The organism is gamma proteobacterium SS-5 (genome assembly GCA_009497875.2).
Classification (GTDB): domain Bacteria; phylum Pseudomonadota; class Gammaproteobacteria; order Chromatiales; family Chromatiaceae; genus Magnetovirga; species Magnetovirga frankeli.
The window spans coordinates 1,471,515-1,497,274 of the sequence record CP032508.2; the positions used below are offsets into that span (position 1 = coordinate 1,471,515).

The following is a 25,760-nucleotide window of genomic DNA, read 5'->3' on the forward strand; positions in this document are numbered from 1 at the left end:
CCATGATGACATCATCCGCACGACTCAAACCCGTACATGGCTTTGCCGAGCGCAAAGAGCAGGACGCTGCCCGCGCCTTCGGTGAGAGCCAGCAAAAACTGCAAAGCGAGAGCGATAAACTGGAGCAGCTGCGCCACTACCGCCGCGAGTATATGGAGCGCTTTCATAGCGTGGCCCGGCAAGGCATCCAAGCCCGCCGGGTGCTGGACTATCAGGCCTTCATCGCCAAGCTGGACGAGGCCATCGGTGAGCAGGAGAAGATGCTCGGCTATGCCCGCGAAACCAGTCATCGCGCCAAGGACCAGTGGATGGAGAAGCAAAGCCGCAGCAAGGCCCTGGGTAAGGTGGTGGAACGCCACCAGGTACGCGAGCGGCAGGAAATGGACAAGCGTGAACAACGGGAGCAGGACGAACGCAGTCAGCACGGCAGGCCGCTGCACTAGGGCCTACCAGATTTGACACTCAAGGGGTTTTATAATTTATTTCAATGACGTAATATTGAAATCTGAAGTAGAATCTTACTGCTCGACCCAGGTTTCACCGAGATCAACAATACCTGGCGCTCTGTGACGCGGCGCAAGCCCCGAGTCCCGCTTCTTCCCAGCCCGTGCCCGGAAGGGCAGGAATAAAGCGCCGCACGATTCTCACACTAACTAGCCCATGGAGACGGTCATGAACGTCCGCACAGCCTTATTGATGGCAGTTGCCTGCCTGCCGCTTTCTGCCTGCGATAACGCCCGCAACACCAATTCCATCACCCAGGCGGATATGGATGGGGTACGCACCGAATCCAGCCGTGCCCACGCGGCCACGGCGCAGACCGAGACCCATCACCGGGTAAGGGATAGCTGGTACATAGTCCATCCCTGATTTGCCGATGGCACAAGGGACGCCCTCAGCTGGCCGGTTGCGGTCTGCTGGCGGGTCGATTGGCCGCTTGCTTGGTGGCGGTTTCTATGGGGTAGGGGGTCGGGATAAGCAGGGTGCTGGCCACCTTGAGGCGGTCGCTTTTCAGGTTGTTGGTGCTCTTGATCAGGGCTACGTCGCAGTTGTAATGGGCGGCCAGCTTGGCCAGGGTATCGCCCTTGCTGACCCGGTGCTTGCGTAGCCGCAGGCGTTCCGCCAGGGGCACCTGGGCCAGGCGTTGGCTGAATTGCTCGGCCTTCTCGGCGGGTAGCAGCAGGCGATGCGGGCCGCTGGGGCCGGTGAACCAACTCTTGAAACCGGGGTTGAGCTGGCGCAGCCTTTCCATGCCGATCTCCGCCAGACGGGCCACCAGGCCCAAATCCATCGGGCTGTCCAGATCCACAAGCTGCAAAGGCCCCTGCCCTTGTCCGCTCTTCAGTTCAATGCCGTAGCGTTCGGGGGACTCAAAGATCTCCTTCAGGGCCAGCAGCTTGGGCACATAGGCGCGGGTCTCGCGGGGCAGATCCAGGGACCAGAAATCCGTCGGCCGACCGCGCTTGCGGTTGTTGCGGATGGCACGCCGCAGCGCCGGCTCACCGGCGTTGTAGGCGGCCAGGGTCAGGGCCCAGTCGTGGTCGAAATCAGCATGGATGCGGCTCAGATAGTCCAGCGCCGCCTTGGTCGATGCCGCCACATCCTGGCGCCCTTCGTACCAATGATTGCTGGACAGGCCAAAGGCCCTGCCGGTGGCGGGGATGAACTGCCAAAGCCCGGCGGCACGGCTGGGGGACAGGGCCTGGGGCCGGTAACCGCTCTCGATCATGGGCAGCAGGGCCAGTTCACCGGGCATGTCACGGCGTTCGATTTCGTCAAGGATAAAGCCGATGTAAGGCTCCGCCTGCTCCTGGGTGCGGCTCAGGTGGTTGGGGTGTTTGAGTAGCAGTGCGCGTTGCTGGGCGACCTGTGGGTGATCGGCCTGGGGTAGGCTGAAGTTGGCGGTCAGGCGTTGCCAGACGGACGTCGGGGGCGTGCCTTGCGCCAGGTCCGTCGGCGGTGCCTCGGCCGGGACGGCCGTGGCGGCTGCATCCAAGGGCCGTTGCTGCAGGGACAGCTGGCCTGGGGTGCAGCCACAGAGCCATAACGCCATAAGCATCAGGCCTGCCAGGGCAAACCTGAATCCTGCCGCCGGGCCGGGTGCGCCTTGTGTATCAGGGTCGGTCGTGGTGTCGGTCATGGCATCAATTGGGCAAAGTGTTACATAATGGGCTACGCAATGGGTTGGGTAATGGGTGACAGAATGGGCGATCGAATATACGGTAAGCCAAGGCCAAATGCCACAACAAAAACCTGACATATACCCCCCAGCATCGGACGAGGCGGCCTTCTGGCAGGGCTCGGCCTGTGCCAGGGACCTGATTCGACAGGAAAATAAGCTGCTGCAGAAGCTCGATGAGCGGCTCTTTGGCCGTTTCATGTTGCAGCTGGGCGGACAGCAGACGGGCTGCCCCATGCCCTGTTTCAGCGGGGTGCGCAAGCAGTTTGTCATCCAGCCGCAGGCCCAGGGCACTGGCGATCTGCGCGCCCTGCCCAGGCAGTTGCCTATCGCCAGCTCTTCTGTAAACGTATTCTACCTGGCCCATGTACTGGAGTTCAGCGATGACCCCCATGCCCTGCTGCGCGAAGTGGATCGGACCCTGATCCCCGGCGGACGCCTGTTGCTCAGCTGTTTCAACCCCTTTGGCCTGTACGGCCTGGCGCGTCTGCTGGGGCGCGATTACCCCTGGTCTGGTCGTTTCATCGGCCGTCATCGGCTGCTGGATTGGCTGAACCTGCTGGGTTTTCAGGTGGAGATGATCGAGCATTTGGGCTACAAACCGCCCCTGTCCAATCAGCTGCTGCACGACCGCTTCTCCCTGCTGGAGCGCCTTGGCCCCAGGCTGTGGCCGCAGATGGGCGCGGCCTTCCTGGTGCTGGCGGTAAAGACCGAGGCACCCCTGAGCCTACTGCGCCCCAGCTGGAAGAAAAAACGCGGCTTTGTGCCCCAAGGCGGCATTGCCGAACCCACCACGCGAACCGATCACCATGGCTGAACCTACTGAATACGTTGAGATATTTACCGATGGCGCGTGCAAGGGCAACCCCGGCCCTGGGGGCTGGGGTGCCGTGCTGCAATTCAAGGGCGCGGAGAAACGCCTGCACGGCGGCGAGGCGGCCACCACCAACAACCGCATGGAGCTGACAGCGGTAATCAAGGCCCTGGAGGCCCTTACCCGGCCCTGCCGGGTACGCCTGACCACGGACTCCCAGTACGTGAAGAACGGCATCACCGGTTGGATCAAGACCTGGAAGCGCAACGGCTGGCGCACCGCCAGCAAGCAGCCGGTAAAGAACATCGATCTCTGGCAGGAGCTGGAACGCCAGGTGGCCCGGCATCAGGTGGCGTGGGCCTGGGTCAAGGGCCACAGCGGCCATCCACAGAACGAACTGGCCGACCAGCTGGCCAATCAGGGTATAGCGGAGCTGCGCAGATGAGCCGACAGATCGTACTGGATACGGAGACCACAGGCCTGGAGCCCAGCGAGGGGCACCGCATCATCGAGATCGGCTGCGTGGAGATGATCAACCGGCGGCTGACCGGCAACAACTTTCACCAGTACCTGCAACCGGACCGAGAGATCGACGCCGGGGCCATCGAGGTACACGGCATCAGCAATGAGTTCCTGGCCGACAAGCCGCGCTTTGCCGAGGTGGCCGCCAGCCTGCTGGACTATCTGCGCGGTGCCGAGCTGATCATCCACAATGCCGCCTTCGATGTGGGTTTTCTCAATCACGAACTGGCCCAGCTGGGCGCGGACCAGGGGCGCGTCGAGGACCACTGTCAGGTAACCGACTCCCTGGTCCTGGCGCGCAAAAAACACCCCGGCCAGCGCAACAGCCTGGATGCCCTGTGCAAGCGCTACGAGGTGAACAACAGCCACCGCGACCTGCACGGGGCCTTGCTGGATGCAGAGATCCTGGCCCAGGTCTATCTGGCCATGACTGGCGGGCAGAAAAGCCTACAGCTACAGCAAGAAGACAGCGAAGGGGAGCAGCAATCAACCCGCATCCGCCGTCTGCCAAGCCAGCGTCCACCCCTGCCGGTGATCCCACCCAGCGCCGAGGAGTTGCAGCTGCACCAGCGCCAGGTCCAGGCCCTGGCCGAGAGCACAGGCCTGCCCATCGCCGAATGGGGCTGATGGCCATGAAAGGCGGCACAAAAAGTCAAAGATTGCAGGTAACTACTGGCTCTCTCTCGCCTTCAAAGAGAGGGCTCAAATTCCCCCCTTTACAAAGGGGGGCAGGGGGATTTCTTGAAAATGGGGCCAGGCCCTTTTTCTATAGCGAAATCGCGAACGGATACCAATGCAACGCTCCACAGCGCGGAGCATCGTGGTTCCCACGCGGCGCGTGGGAACGAGACATTAGTGTAAATGGTAAGGTGTCACCGTAATTCCCGCCGCTTCCACAGCAGATACACCGCTGGCAGGACGAACAGGGACAGCAGCGGCGCGGTGATCATGCCGCCGATCATGGGTGCGGCGATGCGGCTCATGACCTCGGAGCCGGTGCCGGTGCCGATGAAGATGGGGATCAGACCGGCGATGATGGTGGCCACGGTCATGGCCTTGGGCCGCACCCGCTGCACCGCGCCTTCGATGATCGCCGCCAGCAGGCCGGCCTGGTCCAGCGGGCCTTGGGCCTGGCGTTCGCGCAGGGCGTTGTCCAGGTAGATCAGCATGATCACGCCGAACTCGGCAGCTACCCCAGCGAGGGCGATGAAGCCGACCCCCACCGCCACCGACAGGTTGTAGCCGAGCAGGTAGATCAGCCAGAAGCCGCCCACCAGGGCGAAGGGCAGGGAGGCCATCACCAGCAGGGCCTGGCCGGCGTGGCGGAAGCTGAGATAGAGCAGCAAGAAGATGATCACCAGGGTCAGGGGCACCACTTGGCTCAGACGCTGGTTGGCGCGCTGCATGTATTCGTACTGGCCGGCCCAGCTGATGGAGTAGCCCGGCGGCAGTTGCACCTGCTCGCGCACCGCCTGCTGCGCCTGGGCGACGTAGCTGCCCAGGTCCTGGTCGCGGATATCGACGAAGGTCCAGCCGTTGAGTCGCGCGTTCTCGCTCTTGAGCATGGGCGGGCCATCGCTGATGCGCACCTCGGCCACCTGGGCCAGGGCCAGCTGGGCGCCGCTGGGGCTGATCAGCGGCAGCTGGCGCAGGTCCTCCAGGCTGTCGCGCTGCTCGCGGGGGAAGCGCAGATTGATCGGGTAGCGCTCGCGCCCTTCCAGGGTCTGGCCGATGTTGACCCCGCCCACCGCGCTGGCCACCAGCTGGTTGATGTCTTCGATGCTCAAGCCGTAGCGGGCGGCGCGCTGGCGGTCGGGGATGACCTCGATATAGCGACCGCCGGCCACCCGCTCGGAGTAGGCCGAGGCGGTGCCGGGCAGCTGCAGCAGCACCTGCTCGATTTGCTCGCCGATTTGCTGAATCTGCGCCAGATCGGCACCGGCCACCTTGACCCCCACCGGTGTCTTGATGCCGGTGGCGAGCATGTCGATGCGGGTCTTGATCGGCATCACCCAGGCGTTGGTCAGGCCGGGGAATTTCACCGTTGCCTCCAACTCCTCGATCAGCTTGGCGGTGGTCATGCCAGGCCGCCACTGCTCCCGCGGCTTGAGCTGGATGACCGTTTCGATCATGGTCAGGGGTGCCGGATCGGTGGCAGTATCGGCGCGACCGGCCTTGCCGAATACCCGCTTCACCTCGGGTATGCTGGCGATCAGCCGGTCGGTCTGCTGCAGCAACTCCTGGGCCTTGCCGATGGAGATACCGGGCAGGGTGGTGGGCATGTACATCAGATCGCCTTCATCCAGCTCGGGCATGAATTCCGCGCCCAGGCCGGAGGCCAGACGGGCGATGTCCGGCTGGTCGGCAAAACGCGCCCGCCAGGCCTTGGCCCAGTCCTGCTGGCTGGCTTCCAGCACCGCCAGGGCGGCAGGCGGCTCGCCGCTGAGCTGTTCTATCAGCTGCAGCGGCCATTTCAGCGGCGCCAGCAGGCCGGGCAGCCCGGCCAGGGGGATGAGCAGGCTGACCACCAGCACGGCGGCGGTGAGCAGGGTGGCCCGCGGCCAGCGCAGCACCCAGAGCAGGGCGGGGCGGTAGAGCCAGATCAGCAGGCGGCTCAGGGGATTTTTGTCCTCGCTGGGAATGCGGCCGCGGATGAAGTAGCCCATGAGCACCGGCACCAGGGTTACCGCCAGACCGGCCGCGGCGGCCATGGCGTAGGTCTTGGTGTAGGCCAGGGGGCTGAACAGGCGGCCCTCCTGGGCCTCCAGGGCGAATACCGGCAGGAAGCTGAGGGTGATGATCAGCAGGGAGAAAAACAGCGCCGGGCCGACCTCGTTGCTGGCCTTGATCACCAGCGCCCAGTGCGCTGCGCCCTGGGGCGGGCTGCCGTGCCGTTGCAGATGGCGCTCCAGGTGTTTGTGCAGGTTCTCCACCAGAACGATGGCGGCATCCACCATGGCACCGATGGCGATGGCGATGCCGCCCAGGGACATGATGTTGGCGTTGATCCCCTGCTGCTGCATGACGATGAAGCTGATCAGCACCCCCAGCGGCAGGCTGATCACCGCCACCAGCGCCGAGCGCAGGTGGAACAGAAACAGCAGGCAGACCAGGGCGACGACCACCAGTTCCTCGATCAGCTTCTCCTGCAGGTTATCCACCGCGCGCTGGATCAGGCCGGAGCGGTCGTAGGTTTCGATGATCTCCACCCCCGGCGGCAGCCCCTGCCGGAGTTCGTCCAGTTTCTGCTTGACCCCTTGGATGGTGGCCAGGGCGTTCTCGCCGAAGCGCATGACGACGATGCCGCCGGTGATTTCGCCCTGGCCATCCAGGTCCGCCACCACCCGGCGCATCTCTGGGCCGAGCTGAATTCGGGCGATGTCGCGCAGCAGCACCGGCGTGCCCTGCTCGCCGACCTCGATGGGGATCTGCTCCAGATCGGCAAGCCCCTGGATAAAGCCACGGCTGCGCACCATGTATTCGGCCTCGGCCAGCTCGATCACCGAGCCGCCGATCTCCTGGTTGCCACGCTGGATCGCGCTCTGTACCCGGTTCAGGGGGATGCCGTAGGCGCGCAGTTTTTCCGGATCGACCACCACTTGGTACTGGCGCACCATGCCGCCCACCGTGGCCACCTCGGAAACCCCGGGCACCGTCTGCAGCTCGAACTTGAGGAACCAATCCTGCAGGCTGCGCAGCTGCGCCAGATCGTGCTGGCCGGCGCGGTCCACCAAGGCGTAGCTATACACCCAGCCGACGCCGGTGGCGTCCGGTCCCAGCTGTGGCTGCACCCCCTCAGGTAGCTTGGCGGCGGCCTGATTGAGGTACTCCAGCACCCGCGCCCGCGCCCAGTAGATGTCAACCCCGTCCGCGAAGATGACATAGACATAGGAGTCACCGAAGAAGGAATAGCCGCGCACCACCTGGGCCCCGGGCACCGACAGCAGGCTGCTGGTGATGGGGTAGGTGACCTGGTCTTCCACCACCTGCGGCGACTGGCCGGGGAAGGCGGTGCGGACTATGACCTGCACATCGGACAGGTCGGGGATGGCATCCAGCGGCGTGTTCTGCAGCGACACCCAGCCCCAGCCACTGAGCACCAGGGTGGCCAGCAATACCAGTAGGCGGTTGTGTACCGACCAGGCGATTAGACGTTCGAGCATGGTTTACATCTCTCAAGTAGTGCGTCCTAAGGACGTAGAGGGCGCAGAGAAGCGCAGAGCTCGCAGAGGGCGTGCCTAGAAAACAGACTGAAAAATCCGCACTCCATCCGGGCTAGAGTATCCGCGTGTTCTCCGCGTCCCATCTCAATGACCGCCATGATGGCTTGGCGGTTCGCCGCCGAGGCGGCTGAAGCTGGCCTGCAGGTTGGATTCCGAGTCGATCAGGAACTGGCCTGAGGTGACCACGCGGTCGCCCTCGCTCAGACCCTCAAGGACCGCCACCTGGCCCTTGGCCTGCATCCCCAGCACCACATCGACTGGCTGAAAGCGGCCGTCTTCCAGCTGTTTGATCACGCTGGTGCGCTTGCCGGTGCTGATTACCGCCTCGGCGGGTAGCAGCAGCAGATCGTCCTCGGGGCCGCCGTAGATCACCGCCTCGGCGAACATCTTGGCCTTGAGCAGGCCCTCGGGGTTGTCAAAGCGCAGACGTACCCTGAGGGTGCGGGTCTTGGGGTCCAACTCGGGGTAGAGATAATCCACCTGGCCCTGCCAGACCCGGTCGGGGTAGGCCGGTACGCGGATCTCGGCGCTCAGGCCGGGCCTGACCCAGGCCAGTTGCTGCTCGAACACATCCACCTGCACCCAGATGCTGGAGGTGTCCACCAGGCTCATCATCTCGACGCTGGGCTGCACATACATGCCCTCGCGCACCCCCAGCCTGGCTACTATGCCGTCCTGGGTGGCCTGAATGGGCACCCGGTTGAGATTGGCCGAGCCCTGCTCCAGGGCACCGATGGTGGCCTCATCCACCCCCAGCAGGCGCAGGCGGTTGCGGGCCTTTTCCAGCCGTTCGGTAGGGATGTTGGGCCCCAAAGCCACGCGAAAATCCACCTCGGCGGACAGGATCTCCGGTGAGTACAGCTCCGCCAGCAGCTGGCCCTTTTTGACCGGGTCGCCCTCGCTGCGCAGGTGCAGGCGCTCCAGCCAGCCGCTGACGCGGGGGTGCAGGTGGCTGATACGGGTCTCGTCGTATTCCACCCGGCCCAGGCTTTCGATGTATTTCCACAGGCGGCCGCGCCTGACCTCGGCGGTGCGCAGGCCCATGTTCTGCACCACGGCGCTGCCGACGGTCACCGCCGGGTACTTGTCCTGCTGCTGATCCTGATCGGGCTGCTTGGGCACCAGGTCCATGCCGCAGATGGGGCAGTTGCCCGGTTCGTCGCGCACGATCTGCGGGTGCATGGGGCAGACGTACTTGGGGTCCAGGTGCTTGCGTGCGTGTTCCTCGGTGGAATCCAGCGCCGCGCTGAGCCTGGATTCAGAAGGCGCAGGCCCGCCATCACCGCAGCCAACCAGCAGCAGGGAAAGCATGAGCAAGACTACAGAGATAGGCATATTCATAGCGAGTTGTCCGGTTTTGTCATGGGTTAGAAAAGTCCGCAAATGCACGCCAATTAACTACAGGACGCAGAGCACGCGGAGTAGCGCAGAGCACGCGGAGTTTGTGTTTTCTCTGATCCGTCTAGTCCGGGGTTTCGCTTTACTTCATCGACGAGCTGATCCCGGGTACAGGCTTGCAACTTTCCAGCACTTAGCGTCCTTTGCGTTTCCTTTGCGTTCTTTGCGATCCGGTTTTGCTTGTGGCTTGGCTAAGCTAGGCAATGGGTGGGCGGTAGAGGGGGCTTTGGCTGGGGGTTGGGTGTGTGGGGATGTGCAGAGGGAGGGGGCTGATGGCCGGGGTCAAACCGTTCTGGGCCAGAGAGATGTTCGTTGGCAGGCTGGGACTCAGGGCGCTCTGGCAGCAGTCGCAGTCCAGGGCCATGCCGGTTTGATCACAGTGCGGGCAGGGGGCGGGTTCAGGGTTGGAGTTCTGGGCATGACAGGGGGCAAGGGACTGCCCCATGCCGGGGTCTTGGTCGGATACAGCAGGGCAGTGGGGCATGGCCCAGAGTTGCGCCAAGGGGATCAGCAACAACCACAGGGCCAGGCCCAAGGCCAGGCGTCCCTGCCAGCGGGTGATCTGCATGGGGCTCATTCAAGCGTTCTGCAGATGGGCTTGGCGCGGGCTATTTGGAACCGCCACACTTGCCGCCGCCGCACTGCATGGCAGGCTGGGCCTTAGCGCCGCCGCACTTGCCCTCACCGCACTTACCGGCCGTGGGGGCCTTGTCGGCACCACCGCACTTGCCTTCCGGGGCCTTCTCGGCACCACCGCACTTGTCAGCGGCAGGGGCCTTGGCCGCGCCACCGCATTTGCCTTCACCGCACTTGCCGCCGTGATTATCGGCGATCTGCGGCAGATTGCCCATATCCTTCAGGGCAAAAGGGTTTTCCGCAGCCAAGGCAGGCATGGCAAAGATCAGGGCGGAAAGCAGGACAGACAGGGTCAGGGTTTTCAGCATGATTTAGTGCTCCAAATGGATGGGTTGAATCAAAACAGGGCCCATTATAGACAGCCTTGAGGGCTTAGGGTAAACCCCTTTTTTGGCATGTTTTCATTTGTGGCCCGGTGCATAGGGCGGCCCATGGCCGCCGTGCCCTCACCAGGGGTCTATGACCTGGCGGCGGGCGTGGCCCGCCCTATGCGGTAGGGCAAATAACCGGGCGGATGGCCGGAATTCCCGTTTTGTGACCCAGTTCACAGTTTCCCCCCTTGCACTGGACAAGCCCAGAAAGACAGGGGTTAAATGCGGATCATAAGACAAAGCCACATGGACGCCCGAAAAATGATCCTGATACTCTGCAACATCCCCTCCGTCTCCTCCCTGGATGACTTGCGTCAATTTATTGAAAAGTATTCCAAATCCTGGAACCCGCTGAAGAGGTCCGTGGAGGTCAGCGGTTGCGAGATCCTGGAGATACTGGACCCGACCACGGGGGACCGGGAGCTGCACGGGCTGGTGAATATCCCCAACTTTCAGCAGGCCAACGCGGCCATTCAGCGCCTGAACGGGCGCAAGCTACTCGGGAGGCCGGTGCGGGTGCGGGAATATGTCTATCGCTCCCCCGGAGATCGCCGCGTCAATCTCCGCTGCCAGGGGCTCAATCGCCCCGAAGACCGCCGCCGCGCCCAGTTGAAGGTCAGAAGGCACGGCGAAGAGGTCGAGGCCGCCACTCACAATCTCCTGTCTGATACGCCCCTGGGCTGAGCTTCCTCTTAAATTTTAAAGAGTAACTGCTTGCCCACTCTCAACTCTTAAAGAAAGGGTCAAATTCCCTCCTTTACAAAGGGGGCAGACGGGTCATTTTTTTACCGCATCAATAGGCTAGGCCCAGTGGGAGCGGGCTTGCCCGCGATTCTAAAAAACGCGCGAAGGGCTCATTCCTTCAAACTTCACCCTTCAAGCTTCTAACTTTTTCGGCTGCCAGCTGGGTGTAGGCGCTGCTTGTGGCAACCCCGGATTTGGTTGCACTCCATCCGGGCCACAGGGACTGAGTCCTTTGGCGGGGTCAATTGATATCATGATGCCGCACCGGGTGGCCGCTTTGCTGGTATTGGCGGTAGCGCTGGCGACCGGCGCTGATGATCCGGGGGTCCTGGTCGATCAGCTCCGCCAGGCGCTGGAAGCCCTGATAGAAGGGCGGTTGGCGGGCGGTCAGATTGACCAGAACGTCGCACTCGCCGGCCGGGTCGTCCTGGTGGCCGATGAGTACCGGGTTGAGCCTTGCATCGGTCTGGCGCAGCAGGCCGTGGGGGATGAAGCTTTGATCACGAAATTCCCACAGCAGCCGGTCCAGCCGCTGGCTGTCCTCGGACGAGGCGGTGTAGGTCAACACCCGCCGCCCCTGGCCATAGGCCTTTTCGATCAGGCGACAGGCCAGGCCGAAGCGGTCGCTGCGGCTTTGCGGGCGCAGGATGTAGAAGTCGATCTCGGTCATTTATCGCCAGCGCGTTGCAGCAGGAATTGCATCAGCAGGGGCACGGGGCGACCGGTGGCACCCTTTTTGTCGCCGGATTTCCAGGCCGTGCCGGCGATATCCAGGTGCGCCCAGTGGAATTTCTCGGCAAAGCGGGACAGGAAGCAGGCGGCGGTGATGCTGCCGGCGCCCTTGCCGCCGATGTTGGCCATGTCGGCAAAGGGGCTGTCCAGCTGCTTCTGGTATTCCTCCCACAGCGGCAGCTGCCAGGCGCGGTCGTTGCTGGCCTGACCGGCGGCGAGCAGCTCATCCGCCAGCGCCTGATCATTGGCCAGCAGGCCGCTGGCCTGATCCCCCAGGGCGACGATACAGGCACCGGTGAGGGTGGCGATGTCGATCACCGCCGTCGGCTCGAAGCGCTCGGCATAGGTCAGGGTATCGCACAGGATCAGGCGGCCCTCGGCATCGGTGTTGAGGATTTCGATGGTCTGGCCGGACAGGCTGGTGACTATGTCGCCGGGCTTGTTGGCGGCACCATCGGGCAGATTCTCGCTGGCCGGCACCAGGCCCACCAGATTCAGCGGCAGTTTTAGCTCGGCTACGGCCTGCAGGCAGGCGATGACGCTGGCGCCGCCGCACATGTCGTATTTCATCTCGTCCATCCCCGCGCCGGGCTTGAGCGAGATGCCGCCAGCGTCGAAGGTCAGGCCCTTGCCCACCAGGGCGATGGGCTTGGCGCTGGCCTTGCCACCGGCGTATTCCATGATGATGAGCTTGGCTGGTTGGCGGCTGCCATGGGAGACCGAGAGCAGGGCACCCATGCCGAGCTGCTCCATGTCGTCTTCATCCAGTACCGAGACCTTGAGCGCCTTGTGCTGCTTGCCGATCTTTTTCGCCTGTTCGGCCAGGTAGCTGGGGGTGCAGATGTTGCCCGGCAGATTGGCCAAGTCCTTGGCCAGGTTGACCCCCTGAGCAATGGCCTGGCCCTGCTCGATGGCGGATTCCAGGGCGCTGCCATCGGTCGGGTCCGGGGTCCAGAATTGCAGCCCCTGCAGGGGGTATTTGGGGCTGGCCTTGTCGCGGTTTTTGGCGCTCTTGCAGCTATCGGCGCGGTACAGCGCCTCCTCGCTGATCAGTACCGCCTCACGGGCCAGGCGCAGGCCATCCGCCCCCGGCCAGGGGTCATCCAGCAGGCTGGTGGCCAGGCGGCGGCTCTTGTCCGCATTGAGTTGGCCGATGGCGCTGGCCAGGGCGGTGCGCCAGGCGGCGGCCTTGTACTCCTTCTTTGGCCCCAGACAGACCAGCAGCAGCTTTTTGGCTCCGACCCCGGACACCTGGTGCAGCAGCAGGCTATCCCCCGGCTTGTCCAGGTGGGCCGTTTTCAGCAAATCGGCCAAGGCTCCATTGCTGGCCTGATCCAGGCGCTGACTGGCGGAAGTCAGTTTGTGGTTGGCGAATACGCCGCTGATCAGGCAGTCGGCCTTGAGTTCGGATAGGGGTTGGCGGGTGATGCTGTAATCCACGGGGGCTCCTCAGATGGGCTGAAAACCCGCTCAGTTTACCCTGAAACTCGGGGCCTGGTCTTCGGCGATTTTGGCCTCAAGGGCCTCTCCTTCTCTCTACAAAGCCGCTCGGTCTGTGCCATAATTCCGCCCTGTTTCCGCCAACCAAAATCGAGGGGATATACGTGGACGAGAATCGCAAAAAGGCATTGGCAGCGGCGCTGGGCCAGATCGAAAAGCAGTTCGGCAAGGGCTCGGTAATGCGCATGGGTGATACCGGCCGGGTCAATGTCGAGACCGTATCCACCGGTTCTCTGGGGCTGGATATTGCCCTGGGCGTGGGCGGCCTGCCCAAGGGCCGGGTGGTCGAGATCTATGGCCCGGAATCCTCCGGCAAGACCACCCTGACCCTGCATGCGGTGGCGGAGATCCAGAAACAGGGCGGCACCGCCGCCTTTGTCGATGCCGAGCACGCCCTGGACCCCATCTATGCCGAGAAGCTTGGCGTCAATATCGATGAATTGCTGGTATCCCAGCCCGATACCGGGGAACAGGCCCTGGAGATCACCGATATGCTGGTGCGTTCCGGCGCGGTGGACATGGTGGTGGTGGATTCGGTGGCAGCGCTTACCCCCAAGGCGGAGATCGAGGGCGAGATGGGCGATTCCCACGTCGGCCTGCAGGCGCGGCTGATGTCCCAGGCCCTGCGCAAGCTCACCGCCAATATCAAGCGCACCAACACCATCGTCATCTTCATCAACCAGATCCGGATGAAGATCGGCGTCATGTTCGGCTCGCCAGAGACCACCACCGGCGGTAACGCCCTCAAGTTCTACGCCTCGGTGCGGCTGGATATCCGCCGCATCGGCAGCATCAAGAAGGGGGATGAGGTCACCGGCAACGAGACCAAGGTGAAGGTGGTGAAGAACAAGGTGGCACCGCCGTTCCGGCAGGCCCAGTTTGAGATCATGTACGGCGAGGGCATCTCCAAGATGGGTGAGTTGATCGACCTGGGGGTGCAGGAGAAGATCATCGACAAGGCCGGTGCCTGGTACAGCTACGGCAAGGAGCGCATCGGCCAGGGCAAGGAGAATGTGCGCCAGTATCTGAAGGACAACCCCGCCATGGCGGACGAGATCGAGGGTAAGATTCGCGCCATTCTGATGCCCTCCAAGGAAAAGGCCGCCGCAGTCGATGCCGAGCCCGCCGTAGGGGACGAGTCGGCCGTTCCAGAGCAGCTGGGCCTGGCCAACTGAGGGCCCCTTGAGCCCTGACCAGACCGTTGAGGCAGCCGTGGTTCGGCTGCTGGCCGGGCGTGAACACAGCCGGGCGGAGCTGAGGCGCAAGCTGTCCGGCCGCTTTGCCTCCACGGAGCTGGAGCCGGTGCTGGATGACCTGGCGGAACGCGGTCTGCAAAGCGACCGGCGATTTGCCGAGGCCTATGCCGCCATGCGCCAGAGCAGGGGCTATGGCCCCCTGGCGATCCGGGCGGAACTGAAGCAGCGCGGGGTGGATGCCGCGCTTATCGCCTCTGCCCTGGATGCCCTGGATCCGGACTGGCTGGCGCAGATGCGCGGTCTGTCTGAGCGTAAGTTTGGCGCAGACCCCCCTGCCGACCGCAAGCAGATGGCCCGCCGTGGTCGTTTTCTGGCCCAGCGTGGGTTTCCCGCTGATTTGATCCATCAACTGCTGCGAGATTGAATGTCTCTACGCCTATCGCCCCTGTTGTTGCTCCTTGGTCTGACCGGCCTGTTTGGCCTGGTCGGATGCGGCCAAGACGTTGATTCACCCTTTTTCAACTACATGGACTGCCGGGCGAAGAAGCGCGCAAGCCTTGAGCAACAGGGCATGGACCCCACGGCGGCGGATATGCGCTCCAAGGCCTACTGCAAGGAGCGCTTTCCGGAACAGCCCTGATACCGGCTCAAACGACCACCTGCAGCGCCCGCTCCAGACTGATGCCCTCGGGGCTGGGGCTGGCCGCGTAGGCCAGGGCCTCCACCCCCTGCTCCAGCGCCTGCCTGAGGGTCTGGCCATAGACCGGATCAATGGCGTCGGCCGGACTGACCCGGCAGGCATCATTACGCTGAACGCAAAAGAAGATTACCGCCCGCTGGCCTGCCCGCGCCACTGTCGAAAGTTCACGCAGATGCTTGCTGCCACGGGCGCTGACGGCATCGGGAAAATAGCCAGTGCCCCCTTCCACCAGGGTGAGGTTCTTCACCTCCACATAGCAATCGGGCCGCCCCTGGGCTGCAAGCAGCAGATCGATACGGCTGTTCTCGCTGCCGTATTTTACCTCGCTGCGGATGCGCTCATAGCCGCCCAGCTCGCTCACCTGGCCGGTCTCTATGGCCTCGCGCAGCAGGTGATTGGCCAGCCCGGTATTGATCCCCACCATCACCCCGGCATTGGTTTCCACCAGCTCCCAGGACAGGGGGTACTTGCGCTTGGGGTTGCCGGAGTCGCGCAGCCAGACCCGGCTGCCCGGCTCGGCACAGCCCAGCATGGAGCCGGTGTTGGGGGTGTGGGCAGTGACCAGGCTGCCATCGGCCAGCTCCACATCGGCAAGAAAGCGCTTGTAGCGGCGCAACAGACGGCCAGGGATGAGCCCTTGAGTAAATTTCATCGACCTTGGCCCGGCGTGGCTTCAGTGTGCCAGCAGTTGGTCTTCGATATCACGAGACAGCCATTGGTAATCTCGCTCATCCAGCTCGAAGAAGTTCAGGATGTCTGTCTTGGATCGCCTCCAGGAGACATCCAGGGAGAGGCTGCTGACGCGGTTGCCTAGGTGTTCGGCAAAGGCGAGCAGGTAAACCAAGGGGGTCAGTTTGGCGTGCTCACCCTCTAACCCTATGGGTTCGTGATGCAGCCGGATCACCTCGCAGACCAGCTCGGGCAGGTTCCAGCTTTGCGCCACCAGATAGCCCAAGATGGAATGACTGAGGGCGAAGGCCTGCTCCTCGATCCGGTTGACATCGTTGCCGGGGTCGGCGCTGGCCTGCTTGATGACCGGCACATAGCCATGAAAGCGCATCATCATCAAGGGGATGCCGCAGTCATGAAACAGCCCGATCAGATAGGCATCGGCAGGGTCACCAACCGAAAATTGCCAACTCAGGGCGCGGGCCGCCATGGCCGTATTGGAGGCGGCATCCCAGAAGCGGTCGAAGCTGACCCTGGGCGTGCCGTTCATCGCCTGGCGCAAGGACAGACCGGTGACCAGACTGATGACGTTCTTGTAGCCCAGCAGGCTAACCCCGTGGGGTATGGAATTGACCGGGTTACGCAGGCCGTAGAGCGAGGAGTTGACGGTCTTGAGGATGCTGGCCGAGAGGGCGACATCGGTACTGATGGCCTCACTGATCTTGGCCATGTCCGGCTCACTGGCCTGCTTCTGTTGCAGAATTTCCACCAGCACCCTAGGCCGAGGGGGGATATGAATACCGGTCAGCAGCCTGTCGATGCTTGCCTGATCCAGATCCTGCACCCTGTTCATCGCCTACCCCCTGCTCGAAATCATGGGGCGACCCGCCCCGGAAAAAACTTACCCTGGCGCTTGCAAAACAGGCAGTGAGCCCCTGCGCCCGCACCCTGTTTGGCCACAACAGGTCGCAGCGCCAAAGGAGCGCAAGCCAGGCGCTCAGAGCCTGGCCCGCACCCAGGACTCCACCGAGGCCAGGGCGGCGGGCAGGGCGCTGGGGTCACTGCCGCCGGCCTGGGCCATATCCGGGCGGCCACCGCCCTTGCCGCCGACCTGGGCGGCGATGTCCTTGATCAGGTCGCCGGCCTTGAAGCGGCCGGTGAGGTCCTGGGTAACGCCGGCCGCCAGGCTGACCTTGCCCTCGCTGACCGTGGCCAGCAGGATGACGGCGCTGCCGAGTTTGTTCTTCAGCTGGTCCAGGGTATCGCGCAGGCCCTTGGGATCGGCGCCCTCCAGGTTGGCGGCGAGTAGCTTGAAGCCATCCAGGCCGATGGCCTGGTTGAGCAGGTCATCGCCGGCGCTGCTGGCCAGCTTGGCCTTGAGCTGTTCCAGTTCCTTTTCCTGCTTGCGGCTGCGCTCCAGCATCTGCGCCAGCTTGGCGTCCACCTCGTCGCGGCTGCTTTTGAGCAGCTGCGCCAGGCGGTCCAGGCGCTGCTGGCTGATTTCGACATAGTCCAGGGCGTTCTGCCCGGTGACCGCCTCGATGCGGCGCACCCCGGCGGCGACGCCGCCCTCGCTGAGGATCTTGAACAGGCCGATGTCACCGGCGCGCTGCACATGACAGCCGCCGCACAGCTCGGTGGAGAAGTCGCCAAGGCTGATCACCCGCACCTGATCGCCGTATTTTTCGCCAAACAGGGCCATGGCCCCGGCGGCTATGGCCGCCTCCTTGCTCATTTGTCGTTCGCTGGCCTCGGCGTTGGCTCGGATCTCGGCGTTGACCCGGCGCTCCACCTCGGCGATCTGCTGCGGGGTCATGGGTTCGAAGTGGGCGAAGTCGAAGCGCAGGCGCTCCGGCTGCACCAGGGAGCCCTTTTGCTGTACGTGCTCGCCCAGCACCTGACGCAGGGCGGCGTGCATCAGGTGGGTGGCGGAGTGGTTGAGCACTATGGCGCGGCGGCGCTCGGCATCCACCTGGGCGCGCAGGGTTTCATGCAGGCTCAGCTCGCCGCTCTCCACGCGGATGCGGTGCAGCACCGCCTCGCCCTTTTTGCGCGTGTCCAGCACCAGAGCGCGGCCCTGCTCGCCGATCAGCTCGCCGGTGTCGCCCACCTGGCCGCCGGATTCGGCATAGAAGGGGGTCTGATCCAGCAGCAGCAGGCCCTCTTCGCCCTCGCTGAGGCTGTTGACCGGCTGCTGGCCGCGATACAGACCAAGGACCTGGGCGCTTTCCTGCAGCTGCTGATAGCCGTTGAAACGGGTCTGGGCGTCGATCTTCAGCCCATCGCCATCGCTGGCGCCAAACTGACTGGCGGCGCGGGCGCGGCGGCGCTGCTCGGCCATCTGTACCTCGAAGCCGGCGTGGTCTATGCCCAGACCGCGCTCGCGGGCGATGTCGGCGGTCAGGTCGGCGGGGAAGCCGTAGGTGTCGTAGAGGCGGAACACCAGCTCGCCGGGGATGGTCTTGCCGCTCAGCCCGGCCAGCTCGGCCTCCAGGATGCGCATGCCCTGCTCCAGGGTCTCGGCGAAGCGCTCCTCCTCCTTGCGCAATACCCGTTCGATGCCACTCTGCTGCTGGGCCAGCTCGGGGTAGGCGCTGCCCATGGCCGCCACCAGGGGGGCGACCATGGCGTGAAAGAAGGGCTGAGTCTGGCCCAGCTGATAGCCGTGGCGGATGGCGCGGCGGATGATGCGGCGCAGCACATAGCCGCGTCCCTCGTTGGAGGGCAGTACGCCGTCGAGCACCAGGAAGGCGCAGGAGCGGATGTGGTCGGCAATCACGCGCAGGGATTTGTTGTCCAGATCGGCCGCCCCGGTGAGCTGGGCAGCGGCGCGGATCAGCTGCTGGAACAGGTCGATCTCGTAGTTGCTGTGTACCTGCTGCAGCACGGCGGCCAGGCGCTCCAGGCCCATGCCGGTATCCACCGAGGGGCGCGGCAGCAGACTCATGCTGCCGTCGGCATCGCGGTTGTACTGCATGAACACCAGGTTCCAGATCTCGATGTAGCGGTCGCCGTCTTCCTCGGCACTGCCCGGCGGGCCGCCCCAGATTTCCGCGCCGTGGTCGTAGAAGATCTCCGAGCAGGGGCCGCAGGGACCGGTGTCGCCCATGGACCAGAAGTTGTCGCTCTCGTAGCGCTTGCCGCCGGGCTTGTCGCCGATGCGGCTGAAGCGCTGCTCATCCACGCCAATCTCGTTGAGCCAGATGGCGGCGGCCTCCTCGTCCTCGTCATACACGGTGACCCAGAGCTTTTCCGCCGACAGGCCCAGGCGCTGGGTGAGGAATTCCCAGGCGAAGTGGATGGCTTCGCGCTTGAAGTAGTCGCCAAAGCTGAAGTTGCCCAGCATCTCGAAAAAGGTGTGGTGACGGGCGGTGTAGCCGACATTTTCCAGGTCGTTGTGCTTGCCGCCGGCGCGCACGCAGCGCTGGCTGGTGGCGGCGCGCACATAGTCGCGCTGCTCACGGCCCAGGAACAGGTCCTTAAACTGCACCATGCCGGCGTTGGTGAACAGCAGCGTGGGGTCGTTACCCGGCACCAGGGGGCTGCTGGGGACCACCTGATGGCCCTGTTCGGCGAAGTAGTCGAGAAAGGCCTGACGAATCTCTGCGCTGGTTTTCATGGCAAACCTGGGTCTGTTGGCTGGAAAGGGACGAATCATGCCACAAAACCCCCGCACTGATGAAACCCCCGAGTGCGTTACCGCCTAGTAGAGCAATGACCTGAAACCGGGCTTGTGGTTAAATGCAGCCCATGTTCAAGCCCCTGCCCCTGTATATAGGTCTGCGCTACACCCGCTCCAAGCGGCGCAACCACTTCATCGACTTCATCTCCATCAGCTCCATGCTGGGGGTGATGCTGGGCGTGGCGGCGCTGATCATCGTCCTGTCGGTGATGAACGGCTTTCACAAAGAGGTGCGCGAGCGCATTCTGGGCATGGCCTCCCACGCCATCATTGTCGGTGCCGAGGGCAAGATCGACGACTGGCGCGCCGGGCTGCGCATCGCCCAGGACCACCCGGAGGTAATCGGCCAGGCCCCCTTCATCGAGATGAAGGGCATGCTGATCAATGCCGACCAGGTCAGCGGCGTGGAGGTGCGCGGCATACTGCCGGAGGAGGAGCCCAAGGTGTCCCAGGTGGGCGAGCACATGGATCAGGGCCTGCTCAGTGACCTGGCCGATCGCAGCTACAACATCATCCTGGGCAAGGAGCTGGCCGCCAGCCTGGGGGTGATGGTGGGCGACAAGGTCACCCTGCTCGCCCCCGAGGTGATGATGACCCCTACCGGCAACATGCCGCGTATGAAACGCTTCACCGTCTCGGGCATCTTCCGCGTCGATATGGGCAAGTACGACAGCGGCGTGGCCCTGGTGCATCTGAACGACGCCGCGCGGCTGCTGCGCCTGGGCGATGGGGTCACCGGTATTCGCCTCAAGCTCAGGGATATGTACAAGGCCCCCGAGGTCTCGGTGGAGCTGGCCCGCGCCCAGGAGGGCTGGTTCCGCGTGGCGGACTGGACCATGCAGCACCGCAATTTCTTCAGCGCCCTGCGCACCGAGAAGCGCATGATGGGCCTGATCCTGTTTCTCATCGTTGGCGTTGCCGCCTTCAATATCGTCTCCACCCTGGTGATGGTGGTGACCGACAAGCGCAGCGACATCGCCATTCTGCGCACCCTGGGTATGTCGCCCCGGCAGATCATGCACATCTTCATCATTCAGGGTGCCACTCTGGGCCTGGTGGGCACCCTGGTCGGCACCCTGCTGGGGGTGGTCATAGCCTTCAACTTGGAGGGCATAGTCGGTGGTCTGGAGGGCCTGTTTGGCTTCAAGATCCTGGACCCGACGGTGTATTACATCAGCAGCATGCCCTCGGACTTGCATTGGAACGACGTTGGCATGATCGCCAGCAGCGCCTTCGCCCTGACCCTGCTGGCTACCATCTACCCGGCGCGGCGGGCAGCGGCCACCCGGCCGGCGGAGGCGCTTCGTTATGAGTAAGGGTTATGAGTAAGGGATATGAGTAGGCCGATCCTCAGCGGCAGCCAGCTGACCAAGAGCTATGACGAGGGCCTGGTCAGGGTGGACGTGCTCAACGGCGCCTCGCTACAGGTGTTCGAGGGGGAGAGCATCGCCATCCTGGGTGCCTCCGGCTCGGGCAAGAGCACCCTGCTGCACTGTCTGGGCGGGCTGGATCGACCCGATTCCGGTCAGGTGCTGTTGGATGGCACCGACCTGTTCAGCCTCAACGAGACCGAGATGGGCCTGTTGCGCAACCGCCTGCTCGGCTTTGTCTATCAATTCCACCACCTGCTGCAGGAATTCAGCGCCCTGGAGAACGTGGCCATGCCCCTGCTCATCGGCGGTGCCGAGGTGGACGAGGCGCGGGAGCGGGCGCTGGCCATGCTGCAACGGGTCGGCCTGGGCCAGCGGGTGGCGCACAAACCGGCCGAACTGTCCGGCGGCGAGCGCCAGCGCGCCGCCATAGCCCGCGCCCTGGTCACCCAACCCCGCTGCGTGCTGGCCGATGAGCCCACCGGCAACCTGGACGGCCACACCGCCGCCAGCGTCTATGCCCTGATGATGGAGCTGAACCAATCCCTGGGTACCAGCTTCATCATAGTCACCCACGATATCGAACTGGCACGCAAGATGGGCCGCGTGCTGCACCTGGTGGACGGCCAGTTCGACGCGGATTTCACCCTGCCCGAGCCATTGTCCTAAAACATTTTCCCGATTAGCCGCAAATCTCAGCCAATCGAATAGGGCGGCCTGCGGCCGCCGCGCAACCACTCGGAGCAGGCTTCATGGCTGTGGCTTGGTGGCGGGCGCGGCCCGCCCTATGTCGCACGGCAAAGTCGGTTTTCAAGCCACATGGCCATACAGGCTCAGGGGCCGAAATCGGCCGCGCCGAGCAGTTCACTGCCCTGACTGAGCAGAAATTCCTGAAACACCTGGGCGGTGTAGGACAGCCTTTTGCCCTTGGGATAGACGCAGTGCCAGGGGCGAATCAGGGGAAAACCCTCGACGTTGAGCACCGCCAGCAGGCCGGCGCTCTGCTCCAGTCGGAAGCTGAGGCTGGAGATTACCGACACCCCCAGACCGGCCATGGCCCCCTGCTTGATCGCCTCCTCGCTACCCAGCTCCATGTAGGGGCTGATACGCAGGCCCTGGGCGGCAAACAGCCGGTCCACCGCCGAGCGTGTGCCCGAGCCTTCCTCGCGGATCAGAAAACGCTCCTGGATCATGCGCTCCAGGGGGATGGGGCGGGCCTCTTGCGCCAGCGGGTGGCTGGGGGCGGCCACCACCACCAGGCTGTTGTTGATGAAGGGCCGATAGTTCAGCTCCATGCCCTCGGGCACCTGGCCCATGATCACCAGGTCGTCCATATTGTCCTTCAGCCGCGCCAGCACCTTGGCCCGGTTGGTGACATTCAGGCGCGGCTCCACCTCCGGGTGTTCGCGCACGAAGGGGCCGAGCAGGTGGGGCATGAAGTATTTCGCGGTGGTGACCACGGAGACGCTCAACGGCCCGCGTACCTGCCGGTGGTGATCCTCCAATGTGTTTTCCAGCTCCGTCAGTCGGCCCAGCACGTCACGACTGGCCTTGAGCATCTCTTCACCGGCCGTGGTCAAGTAGAGCTTCTTGCCGACCTGCTCGAACAGGGGCGTGCCAATACTGGCCTCCAGCTGCTTAAGTTGCATGGATACCGCCGGCTGAGTCAGATGCAACTCCTCGGCGGCGCGGGTGTAGCTGAGATTGCGCGCTACCGCCTCGAACAGGCTGAGTTGTCTTAGGGTCAGGTGCACAGGTCTCATCGGCAGGCTGGAAAACAGGCCCCTAGCATAGCACCTAGAGCGGCCTGGCGGTTGCCCGCCGTCGGCTCTGCCGACAGGAATATCACGCAATACAGTGGGCTAAGGGTTTTGTGCAGTGCGTTATAAGGAAATTGACCTTTGCCATATATTTTTTCTGGGCGTCATTCCGCTATTTACCTTATAGACTGCGCGCTCTTTTTTACCTGCAAGTGCTGGGGTTTTTCCCGGGATCTGCCCGGGCGGCGCAGGTAGCATCCACACCCAAGATTTAAGAGGAAACACCATGGCTCTCGACCAATCCAGTCGCTACTCCGATCTCTCCCTGAAAGAAGAAGACCTGATTGCCGATGGCAAGCACATCCTGGTCGCCTACAAGATGAAGCCGAAGGGTGGCTACGGCTACCTGGAGGCCGCCGCCCACTTTGCCGCCGAATCCTCCACCGGCACCAATGTCGAGGTCTGCACCACCGACGACTTCACCAAGGGCGTGGATGCGCTGGTCTATCACATCGACGAGGCCACCGAGGATATGCGCATTGCCTATCCCATCGACCTGTTCGATCGCAACATGACCGACGGCCGCATGATGCTGGTGTCCTTCCTCACCCTGACCATCGGCAACAATCAGGGCATGGGCGACATCGAACACGCCAAGATGATCGACTTCTACATGCCTGAGCGCGCCATCCAGCTGTTTGACGGCCCGGCCCGCGACATCAGCGACATGTGGCGCATCCTGGGTCGTCCGATCAAGGATGGCGGCTACATCGCCGGCACCATCATCAAGCCCAAGCTGGGCCTGCGCCCCGAGCCCTTTGCCCATGCCGCCTACCAGTTCTGGCTGGGTGGCGACTTCATCAAGAACGACGAACCCCAGGGCAACCAGGTGTTCTGCCCGACCAAGAAGGTCATCCCGCTGATCGTCGATGCCCTGCGCCGCGCCCAGGACGAGACCGGCCAGGCCAAGCTGTTCTCCGCCAACATCACCGCCGATGACCACTACGAAATGTGCGCCCGCGCCGACTACATCCTGGAGGCCTTTGGCCCGGATGCGGACAAGGTCGCCTTCCTGGTGGACGGCTATGTGGGTGGTCCGGGCATGGTCACCACCGCCCGCCGTCAATACCCCGGCCAGTACCTGCACTACCACCGTGCCGGTCATGGTGCCGTGACCTCTCCCTCGGCCAAGCGCGGCTACACCGCCTTTGTGCTGGCCAAGATGAGCCGTCTGCAGGGTGCCTCGGGTATCCACGTCGGCACCATGGGCTACGGTAAGATGGAAGGCGATGCCGATGACAAGATCATCGCTTACATGATCGAGCGCGACGAGTGCCAGGGCCCGGTGTACTTCCAGAAGTGGTACGGCATGAAGCCCACTACGCCGATCATCTCCGGCGGCATGAACGCCCTGCGCCTGCCCGGCTTCTTTGAAAACCTCGGCCACGGCAACGTCATCAACACCTCCGGTGGCGGCTCCTACGGCCACATCGACAGCCCGGCGGCCGGCGCCATCTCCCTGCGCCAGGCCTATGAGTGCTGGAAGGCCGGTGCCGATCCGATCGAGTGGGCCAAGGAACACAAGGAATTCGCCCGCGCCTTCGAATCCTTCCCGCACGATGCCGACCAGATCTTCCCTGGCTGGCGCGACAAGCTGGGTGCCAGCTCGGCGCACAAGTAAGGCAAAAGGGCGGCCCTCGGGCCGCCCTTGTTTTGTCCTAACGACCATGAAGCGAATGGCGACACCCCGAAACATGAAACATCTCCTGGTCAATGGGACGCAGAGGACGCAAACGACTGCAGGGAAGCAGGAGGTAGAACGAAGCAGGATGCCAGAGTCGAGGAGCGCAAAGGACGCAGAGAAGAATGAGGAGGAAGTAGCCCGGATGCAGCGCAGCGGAATCCGGGGTTGCCGTTAGACAGGGTCACGCCTGCCCCATTGCACCTCCGAGCGTCAGTTCGGATTTCCGGGGCTCGGAGCTCCCAGGATGAGTGGCAAACCTCAATGTTGTTTCACAGTAAAAAAAGCCTTTAGCCACGGAGCCACAGACGACTCCATGGACGGAGGAGGTAGGGCGAAGCCTGGAGCCAGAGCCGAGCGCACAGAGAAATTCAATGTGTTTACAGAGGGGATATTTAGCATCTTCCAGGTGAATGCGGTCAATAATGTAACTTATTGAAAAAACTCTGTGATCTCGGCAACTGCTCCTGCGTTGCTCTACCTCTCCACATCCTGTGGGTCGTCTGTGTCTCTGTGGCTTAACTGAAAAATTAAGGCCTACAAAGGCCTTGACCCTTGCCCGTACGATTGACAGGAACCCGCATGACCGACAGCGAGCAATACCGCGTTCAGCGCGAACCCTTTTATCAACCCCAGGCGGACGAGGTGGCGCTGTATCAGGCGGCCTATGCCGAACGCCTGCCGGTGATGATCAAGGGCCCCACCGGCTGTGGCAAATCCCGTTTTGTTGAATTCATGGCTTGGCAGCTGGGCCGCCCCCTGATCACCGTCGCCTGCAACGAGGACATGACCGCCTCCGACCTGGTCGGCCGCTACCTGCTGGACGCCAACGGCACCCGCTGGCTGGACGGCCCCCTGACCACGGCGGCGCGTATCGGTGCCATCTGCTACCTGGATGAGATCGTCGAGGCGCGGCAGGACACCACCGTGGTCATCCACCCGCTGACTGACCACCGCCGCACCCTGCCGCTGGACAAGAAGGGCGAGCTGGTGCAGGCCCATGCGGATTTTCAGCTGGTGATCTCCTACAACCCCGGCTATCAGTCGCTGATGAAGGACCTCAAGCAATCCACCAAGCAACGCTTCTCCGCCCTGACCTTCGACTACCCCGGCGCTGAGCTGGAGGCGCAGATCATCGCCACCGAGACCCGCTCTCCCCTGGAGACCGCCAGCCAGCTGGTCAAGATCGCCCAGACGGCGCGCAACCTCAAGGGTCACGGCCTGGACGAGGGCATCTCCACCCGCCTGCTGGTGTATGCCGCACGCCTGATCCAGCGCGGCGTGGTGCCGATTCCCGCCTGCCGCATGGCGCTGGTCGATCCCATCACCGACGATGCCGACATCCGCGCCACCCTGCACCACGCCATTGATGCGGTGTTTGGTTAGTTTCTTTCTGTGAAAAACGCCGGTGGGAGGCCAGCTTTGCTGGGCGACTGGCCAGCGCCATCAGGAGCCTATTCGCGCAGCAAAGCTGCCCTCCCACAACCGGCAGCTTTACTGTGAAACATCTGTGGCAATTTTCG

The 25,760-nt window shown here is 63.4% G+C and carries 24 protein-coding genes; 13 read left to right on the plus strand and 11 right to left on the minus strand.

Going from position 1 to position 25,760, the window contains the following annotated elements; all coding sequences use genetic code 11:
* The first annotated feature begins 2 nt into the window (after window positions 1–2).
* Together fliJ and D5125_12160 are read left to right on the plus strand one after the other, a co-directional pair.
* Window positions 3–443 carry a flagellar export protein FliJ gene (gene fliJ / locus D5125_12155; protein ID QFY90175.1) on the plus strand — a complete coding sequence of 147 codons (441 nt, stop codon included), beginning with the start codon at window positions 3–5 and terminating at the stop codon, window positions 441–443.
* Window positions 444–672: 229 nt separating this feature from the next.
* Window positions 673–870: a hypothetical protein gene (locus tag D5125_12160; protein ID QFY90176.2), complete on the plus strand. Its 198-nt coding sequence runs from the start codon at window positions 673–675 to the stop codon at window positions 868–870.
* 25 nt (window positions 871–895) lie between these two features.
* Here the strand turns inward: D5125_12160 and D5125_12165 are convergent, their stop codons facing one another.
* On the minus strand, window positions 896–2,053 hold the full coding sequence (locus tag D5125_12165) for a transglycosylase SLT domain-containing protein (GenBank protein QFY90177.2): 1,158 nt from the start codon (window positions 2,051–2,053) through the stop codon (window positions 896–898).
* Between the two features lie 184 nt (window positions 2,054–2,237).
* On the opposite strand from D5125_12165, the gene D5125_12170 reads away from it, so the two are divergent.
* Genes D5125_12170 through dnaQ form a run of 3 tightly spaced genes read left to right on the plus strand, consistent with a single transcriptional unit; the run spans window position 2,238 to window position 4,142 of the window.
* The gene (locus tag D5125_12170) at window positions 2,238–2,996 is read left to right on the plus strand and encodes a methyltransferase domain-containing protein (protein ID QFY91150.1); all 759 of its coding nucleotides are present in this window, start codon (window positions 2,238–2,240) and stop codon (window positions 2,994–2,996) included.
* Window positions 2,989–3,438, plus strand: a complete 450-nt coding sequence (gene rnhA / locus D5125_12175; GenBank protein QFY90178.1) for a ribonuclease HI — start codon at window positions 2,989–2,991, stop codon at window positions 3,436–3,438. The genes D5125_12170 and rnhA overlap by 8 nt, the downstream gene beginning before the upstream one ends.
* Entirely contained in the window at window positions 3,435–4,142 is a 708-nt protein-coding gene (dnaQ, locus tag D5125_12180; GenBank protein QFY90179.1) for a DNA polymerase III subunit epsilon, read from the plus strand. Before rnhA ends, dnaQ begins: the two co-directional genes overlap by 4 nt.
* A 245-nt stretch (window positions 4,143–4,387) precedes the next feature.
* On the opposite strand, the gene D5125_12185 is transcribed toward dnaQ, so the two are convergent.
* The 4 genes from D5125_12185 to D5125_12200 all read right to left on the minus strand — a co-directional run bounded on the left by D5125_12185 (window position 4,388) and on the right by D5125_12200 (window position 10,083).
* Window positions 4,388–7,678, minus strand: coding sequence for an efflux RND transporter permease subunit (locus D5125_12185; GenBank protein QFY90180.1), 3,291 nt, complete (start codon window positions 7,676–7,678; stop codon window positions 4,388–4,390).
* Window positions 7,679–7,822: 144 nt separating this feature from the next.
* Entirely contained in the window at window positions 7,823–9,079 is a 1,257-nt protein-coding gene (locus tag D5125_12190) for an efflux RND transporter periplasmic adaptor subunit (GenBank protein ID QFY90181.1), read from the minus strand.
* A 253-nt stretch (window positions 9,080–9,332) separates the two neighbouring features.
* Entirely contained in the window at window positions 9,333–9,713 is a 381-nt protein-coding gene (locus D5125_12195; protein QFY90182.1) for a hypothetical protein, read from the minus strand.
* Between the two features lie 31 nt (window positions 9,714–9,744).
* Window positions 9,745–10,083 carry a hypothetical protein gene (locus D5125_12200; protein ID QFY90183.1) on the minus strand — a complete coding sequence of 113 codons (339 nt, stop codon included), beginning with the start codon at window positions 10,081–10,083 and terminating at the stop codon, window positions 9,745–9,747.
* 321 nt (window positions 10,084–10,404) lie between these two features.
* On the opposite strand from D5125_12200, the gene D5125_12205 reads away from it, so the two are divergent.
* Window positions 10,405–10,827, plus strand: coding sequence for an RNA-binding protein (locus tag D5125_12205; GenBank protein QFY90184.2), 423 nt, complete (start codon window positions 10,405–10,407; stop codon window positions 10,825–10,827).
* A 301-nt stretch (window positions 10,828–11,128) separates the two neighbouring features.
* Here D5125_12205 and D5125_12210 read toward each other — a convergent pair whose 3' ends face one another.
* Complete coding sequence (locus D5125_12210) at window positions 11,129–11,557, minus strand: DNA polymerase III subunit chi (protein QFY90185.1); 429 nt, start codon at window positions 11,555–11,557, stop codon at window positions 11,129–11,131.
* Window positions 11,554–13,059, minus strand: a complete 1,506-nt coding sequence (locus D5125_12215) for a leucyl aminopeptidase (GenBank protein ID QFY90186.1) — start codon at window positions 13,057–13,059, stop codon at window positions 11,554–11,556. The genes D5125_12210 and D5125_12215 overlap by 4 nt, the downstream gene beginning before the upstream one ends.
* Window positions 13,060–13,223: 164 nt before the next feature.
* Between D5125_12215 and recA the strand changes: the two genes are divergently transcribed.
* The 3 genes from recA to D5125_12230 are packed head-to-tail and all read left to right on the plus strand — an operon-like array spanning window position 13,224 to window position 14,955.
* Window positions 13,224–14,294 carry a recombinase RecA gene (recA, locus tag D5125_12220; GenBank protein ID QFY90187.1) on the plus strand — a complete coding sequence of 357 codons (1,071 nt, stop codon included), beginning with the start codon at window positions 13,224–13,226 and terminating at the stop codon, window positions 14,292–14,294.
* A 7-nt stretch (window positions 14,295–14,301) separates the two neighbouring features.
* Window positions 14,302–14,739: a regulatory protein RecX gene (locus D5125_12225; protein QFY90188.1), complete on the plus strand. Its 438-nt coding sequence runs from the start codon at window positions 14,302–14,304 to the stop codon at window positions 14,737–14,739.
* The gene (locus D5125_12230) at window positions 14,740–14,955 is read left to right on the plus strand and encodes a hypothetical protein (protein ID QFY90189.1); all 216 of its coding nucleotides are present in this window, start codon (window positions 14,740–14,742) and stop codon (window positions 14,953–14,955) included.
* Window positions 14,956–14,962: 7 nt separating this feature from the next.
* On the opposite strand, the gene sfsA is transcribed toward D5125_12230, so the two are convergent.
* The 3 genes from sfsA to alaS form a co-directional block, all read right to left on the minus strand.
* A complete protein-coding gene (gene sfsA / locus D5125_12235; GenBank protein ID QFY90190.1) occupies window positions 14,963–15,667 on the minus strand; it encodes a DNA/RNA nuclease SfsA in 705 nt (234 codons plus the stop codon).
* Between the two features lie 21 nt (window positions 15,668–15,688).
* Window positions 15,689–16,537: an HDOD domain-containing protein gene (locus D5125_12240; protein QFY90191.1), complete on the minus strand. Its 849-nt coding sequence runs from the start codon at window positions 16,535–16,537 to the stop codon at window positions 15,689–15,691.
* Between the two features lie 144 nt (window positions 16,538–16,681).
* Complete coding sequence (alaS, locus tag D5125_12245) at window positions 16,682–19,303, minus strand: alanine--tRNA ligase (GenBank protein ID QFY90192.1); 2,622 nt, start codon at window positions 19,301–19,303, stop codon at window positions 16,682–16,684.
* A 131-nt stretch (window positions 19,304–19,434) separates the two neighbouring features.
* Between alaS and D5125_12250 the strand changes: the two genes are divergently transcribed.
* Window positions 19,435–20,682 carry a lipoprotein-releasing ABC transporter permease subunit gene (locus D5125_12250; GenBank protein ID QFY91151.1) on the plus strand — a complete coding sequence of 416 codons (1,248 nt, stop codon included), beginning with the start codon at window positions 19,435–19,437 and terminating at the stop codon, window positions 20,680–20,682.
* 18 nt (window positions 20,683–20,700) lie between these two features.
* Window positions 20,701–21,405 (plus strand): lipoprotein-releasing ABC transporter ATP-binding protein LolD, encoded by a 705-nt coding sequence (gene lolD, locus D5125_12255; protein QFY90193.1) that lies wholly within the window; start codon window positions 20,701–20,703, stop codon window positions 21,403–21,405.
* Window positions 21,406–21,569: 164 nt separating this feature from the next.
* On the opposite strand, the gene D5125_12260 is transcribed toward lolD, so the two are convergent.
* Window positions 21,570–22,499, minus strand: coding sequence for a LysR family transcriptional regulator (locus tag D5125_12260; GenBank protein QFY90194.1), 930 nt, complete (start codon window positions 22,497–22,499; stop codon window positions 21,570–21,572).
* Between the two features lie 283 nt (window positions 22,500–22,782).
* Between D5125_12260 and D5125_12265 the strand changes: the two genes are divergently transcribed.
* Together D5125_12265 and D5125_12270 are read left to right on the plus strand one after the other, a co-directional pair.
* Complete coding sequence (locus D5125_12265) at window positions 22,783–24,177, plus strand: ribulose-bisphosphate carboxylase (GenBank protein QFY90195.1); 1,395 nt, start codon at window positions 22,783–22,785, stop codon at window positions 24,175–24,177.
* Between the two features lie 642 nt (window positions 24,178–24,819).
* Window positions 24,820–25,623: a CbbQ/NirQ/NorQ/GpvN family protein gene (locus tag D5125_12270; protein QFY90196.1), complete on the plus strand. Its 804-nt coding sequence runs from the start codon at window positions 24,820–24,822 to the stop codon at window positions 25,621–25,623.
* Window positions 25,624–25,760: the final 137 nt, after the last annotated feature.

Bases quoted from the DNA above. Each gene is read 5' to 3' on its own strand.
- fliJ (QFY90175.1), top strand. From the start codon at position 3: ATGATGACATCATCCGCACGACTCAAACCCGTACATGGCTTTGCCGAG.
- D5125_12160 (QFY90176.2), top strand. From the start codon at position 673: ATGAACGTCCGCACAGCCTTATTGATGGCAGTTGCCTGCCTGCCGCTT.
- D5125_12165 (QFY90177.2), bottom strand. From the start codon at position 2,053: ATGGCGTTATGGCTCTGTGGCTGCACCCCAGGCCAGCTGTCCCTGCAG.
- D5125_12170 (QFY91150.1), top strand. From the start codon at position 2,238: ATGCCACAACAAAAACCTGACATATACCCCCCAGCATCGGACGAGGCG.
- rnhA (QFY90178.1), top strand. From the start codon at position 2,989: ATGGCTGAACCTACTGAATACGTTGAGATATTTACCGATGGCGCGTGC.
- dnaQ (QFY90179.1), top strand. From the start codon at position 3,435: ATGAGCCGACAGATCGTACTGGATACGGAGACCACAGGCCTGGAGCCC.
- D5125_12185 (QFY90180.1), bottom strand. From the start codon at position 7,678: ATGCTCGAACGTCTAATCGCCTGGTCGGTACACAACCGCCTACTGGTA.
- D5125_12190 (QFY90181.1), bottom strand. From the start codon at position 9,079: ATGAATATGCCTATCTCTGTAGTCTTGCTCATGCTTTCCCTGCTGCTG.
- D5125_12195 (QFY90182.1), bottom strand. From the start codon at position 9,713: ATGAGCCCCATGCAGATCACCCGCTGGCAGGGACGCCTGGCCTTGGGC.
- D5125_12205 (QFY90184.2), top strand. From the start codon at position 10,405: ATGATCCTGATACTCTGCAACATCCCCTCCGTCTCCTCCCTGGATGAC.
- D5125_12210 (QFY90185.1), bottom strand. From the start codon at position 11,557: ATGACCGAGATCGACTTCTACATCCTGCGCCCGCAAAGCCGCAGCGAC.
- D5125_12230 (QFY90189.1), top strand. From the start codon at position 14,740: ATGTCTCTACGCCTATCGCCCCTGTTGTTGCTCCTTGGTCTGACCGGC.
- sfsA (QFY90190.1), bottom strand. From the start codon at position 15,667: ATGAAATTTACTCAAGGGCTCATCCCTGGCCGTCTGTTGCGCCGCTAC.
- D5125_12240 (QFY90191.1), bottom strand. From the start codon at position 16,537: ATGAACAGGGTGCAGGATCTGGATCAGGCAAGCATCGACAGGCTGCTG.
- alaS (QFY90192.1), bottom strand. From the start codon at position 19,303: ATGAAAACCAGCGCAGAGATTCGTCAGGCCTTTCTCGACTACTTCGCC.
- D5125_12250 (QFY91151.1), top strand. From the start codon at position 19,435: ATGTTCAAGCCCCTGCCCCTGTATATAGGTCTGCGCTACACCCGCTCC.
- lolD (QFY90193.1), top strand. From the start codon at position 20,701: ATGAGTAGGCCGATCCTCAGCGGCAGCCAGCTGACCAAGAGCTATGAC.
- D5125_12260 (QFY90194.1), bottom strand. From the start codon at position 22,499: ATGAGACCTGTGCACCTGACCCTAAGACAACTCAGCCTGTTCGAGGCG.
- D5125_12265 (QFY90195.1), top strand. From the start codon at position 22,783: ATGGCTCTCGACCAATCCAGTCGCTACTCCGATCTCTCCCTGAAAGAA.
- D5125_12270 (QFY90196.1), top strand. From the start codon at position 24,820: ATGACCGACAGCGAGCAATACCGCGTTCAGCGCGAACCCTTTTATCAA.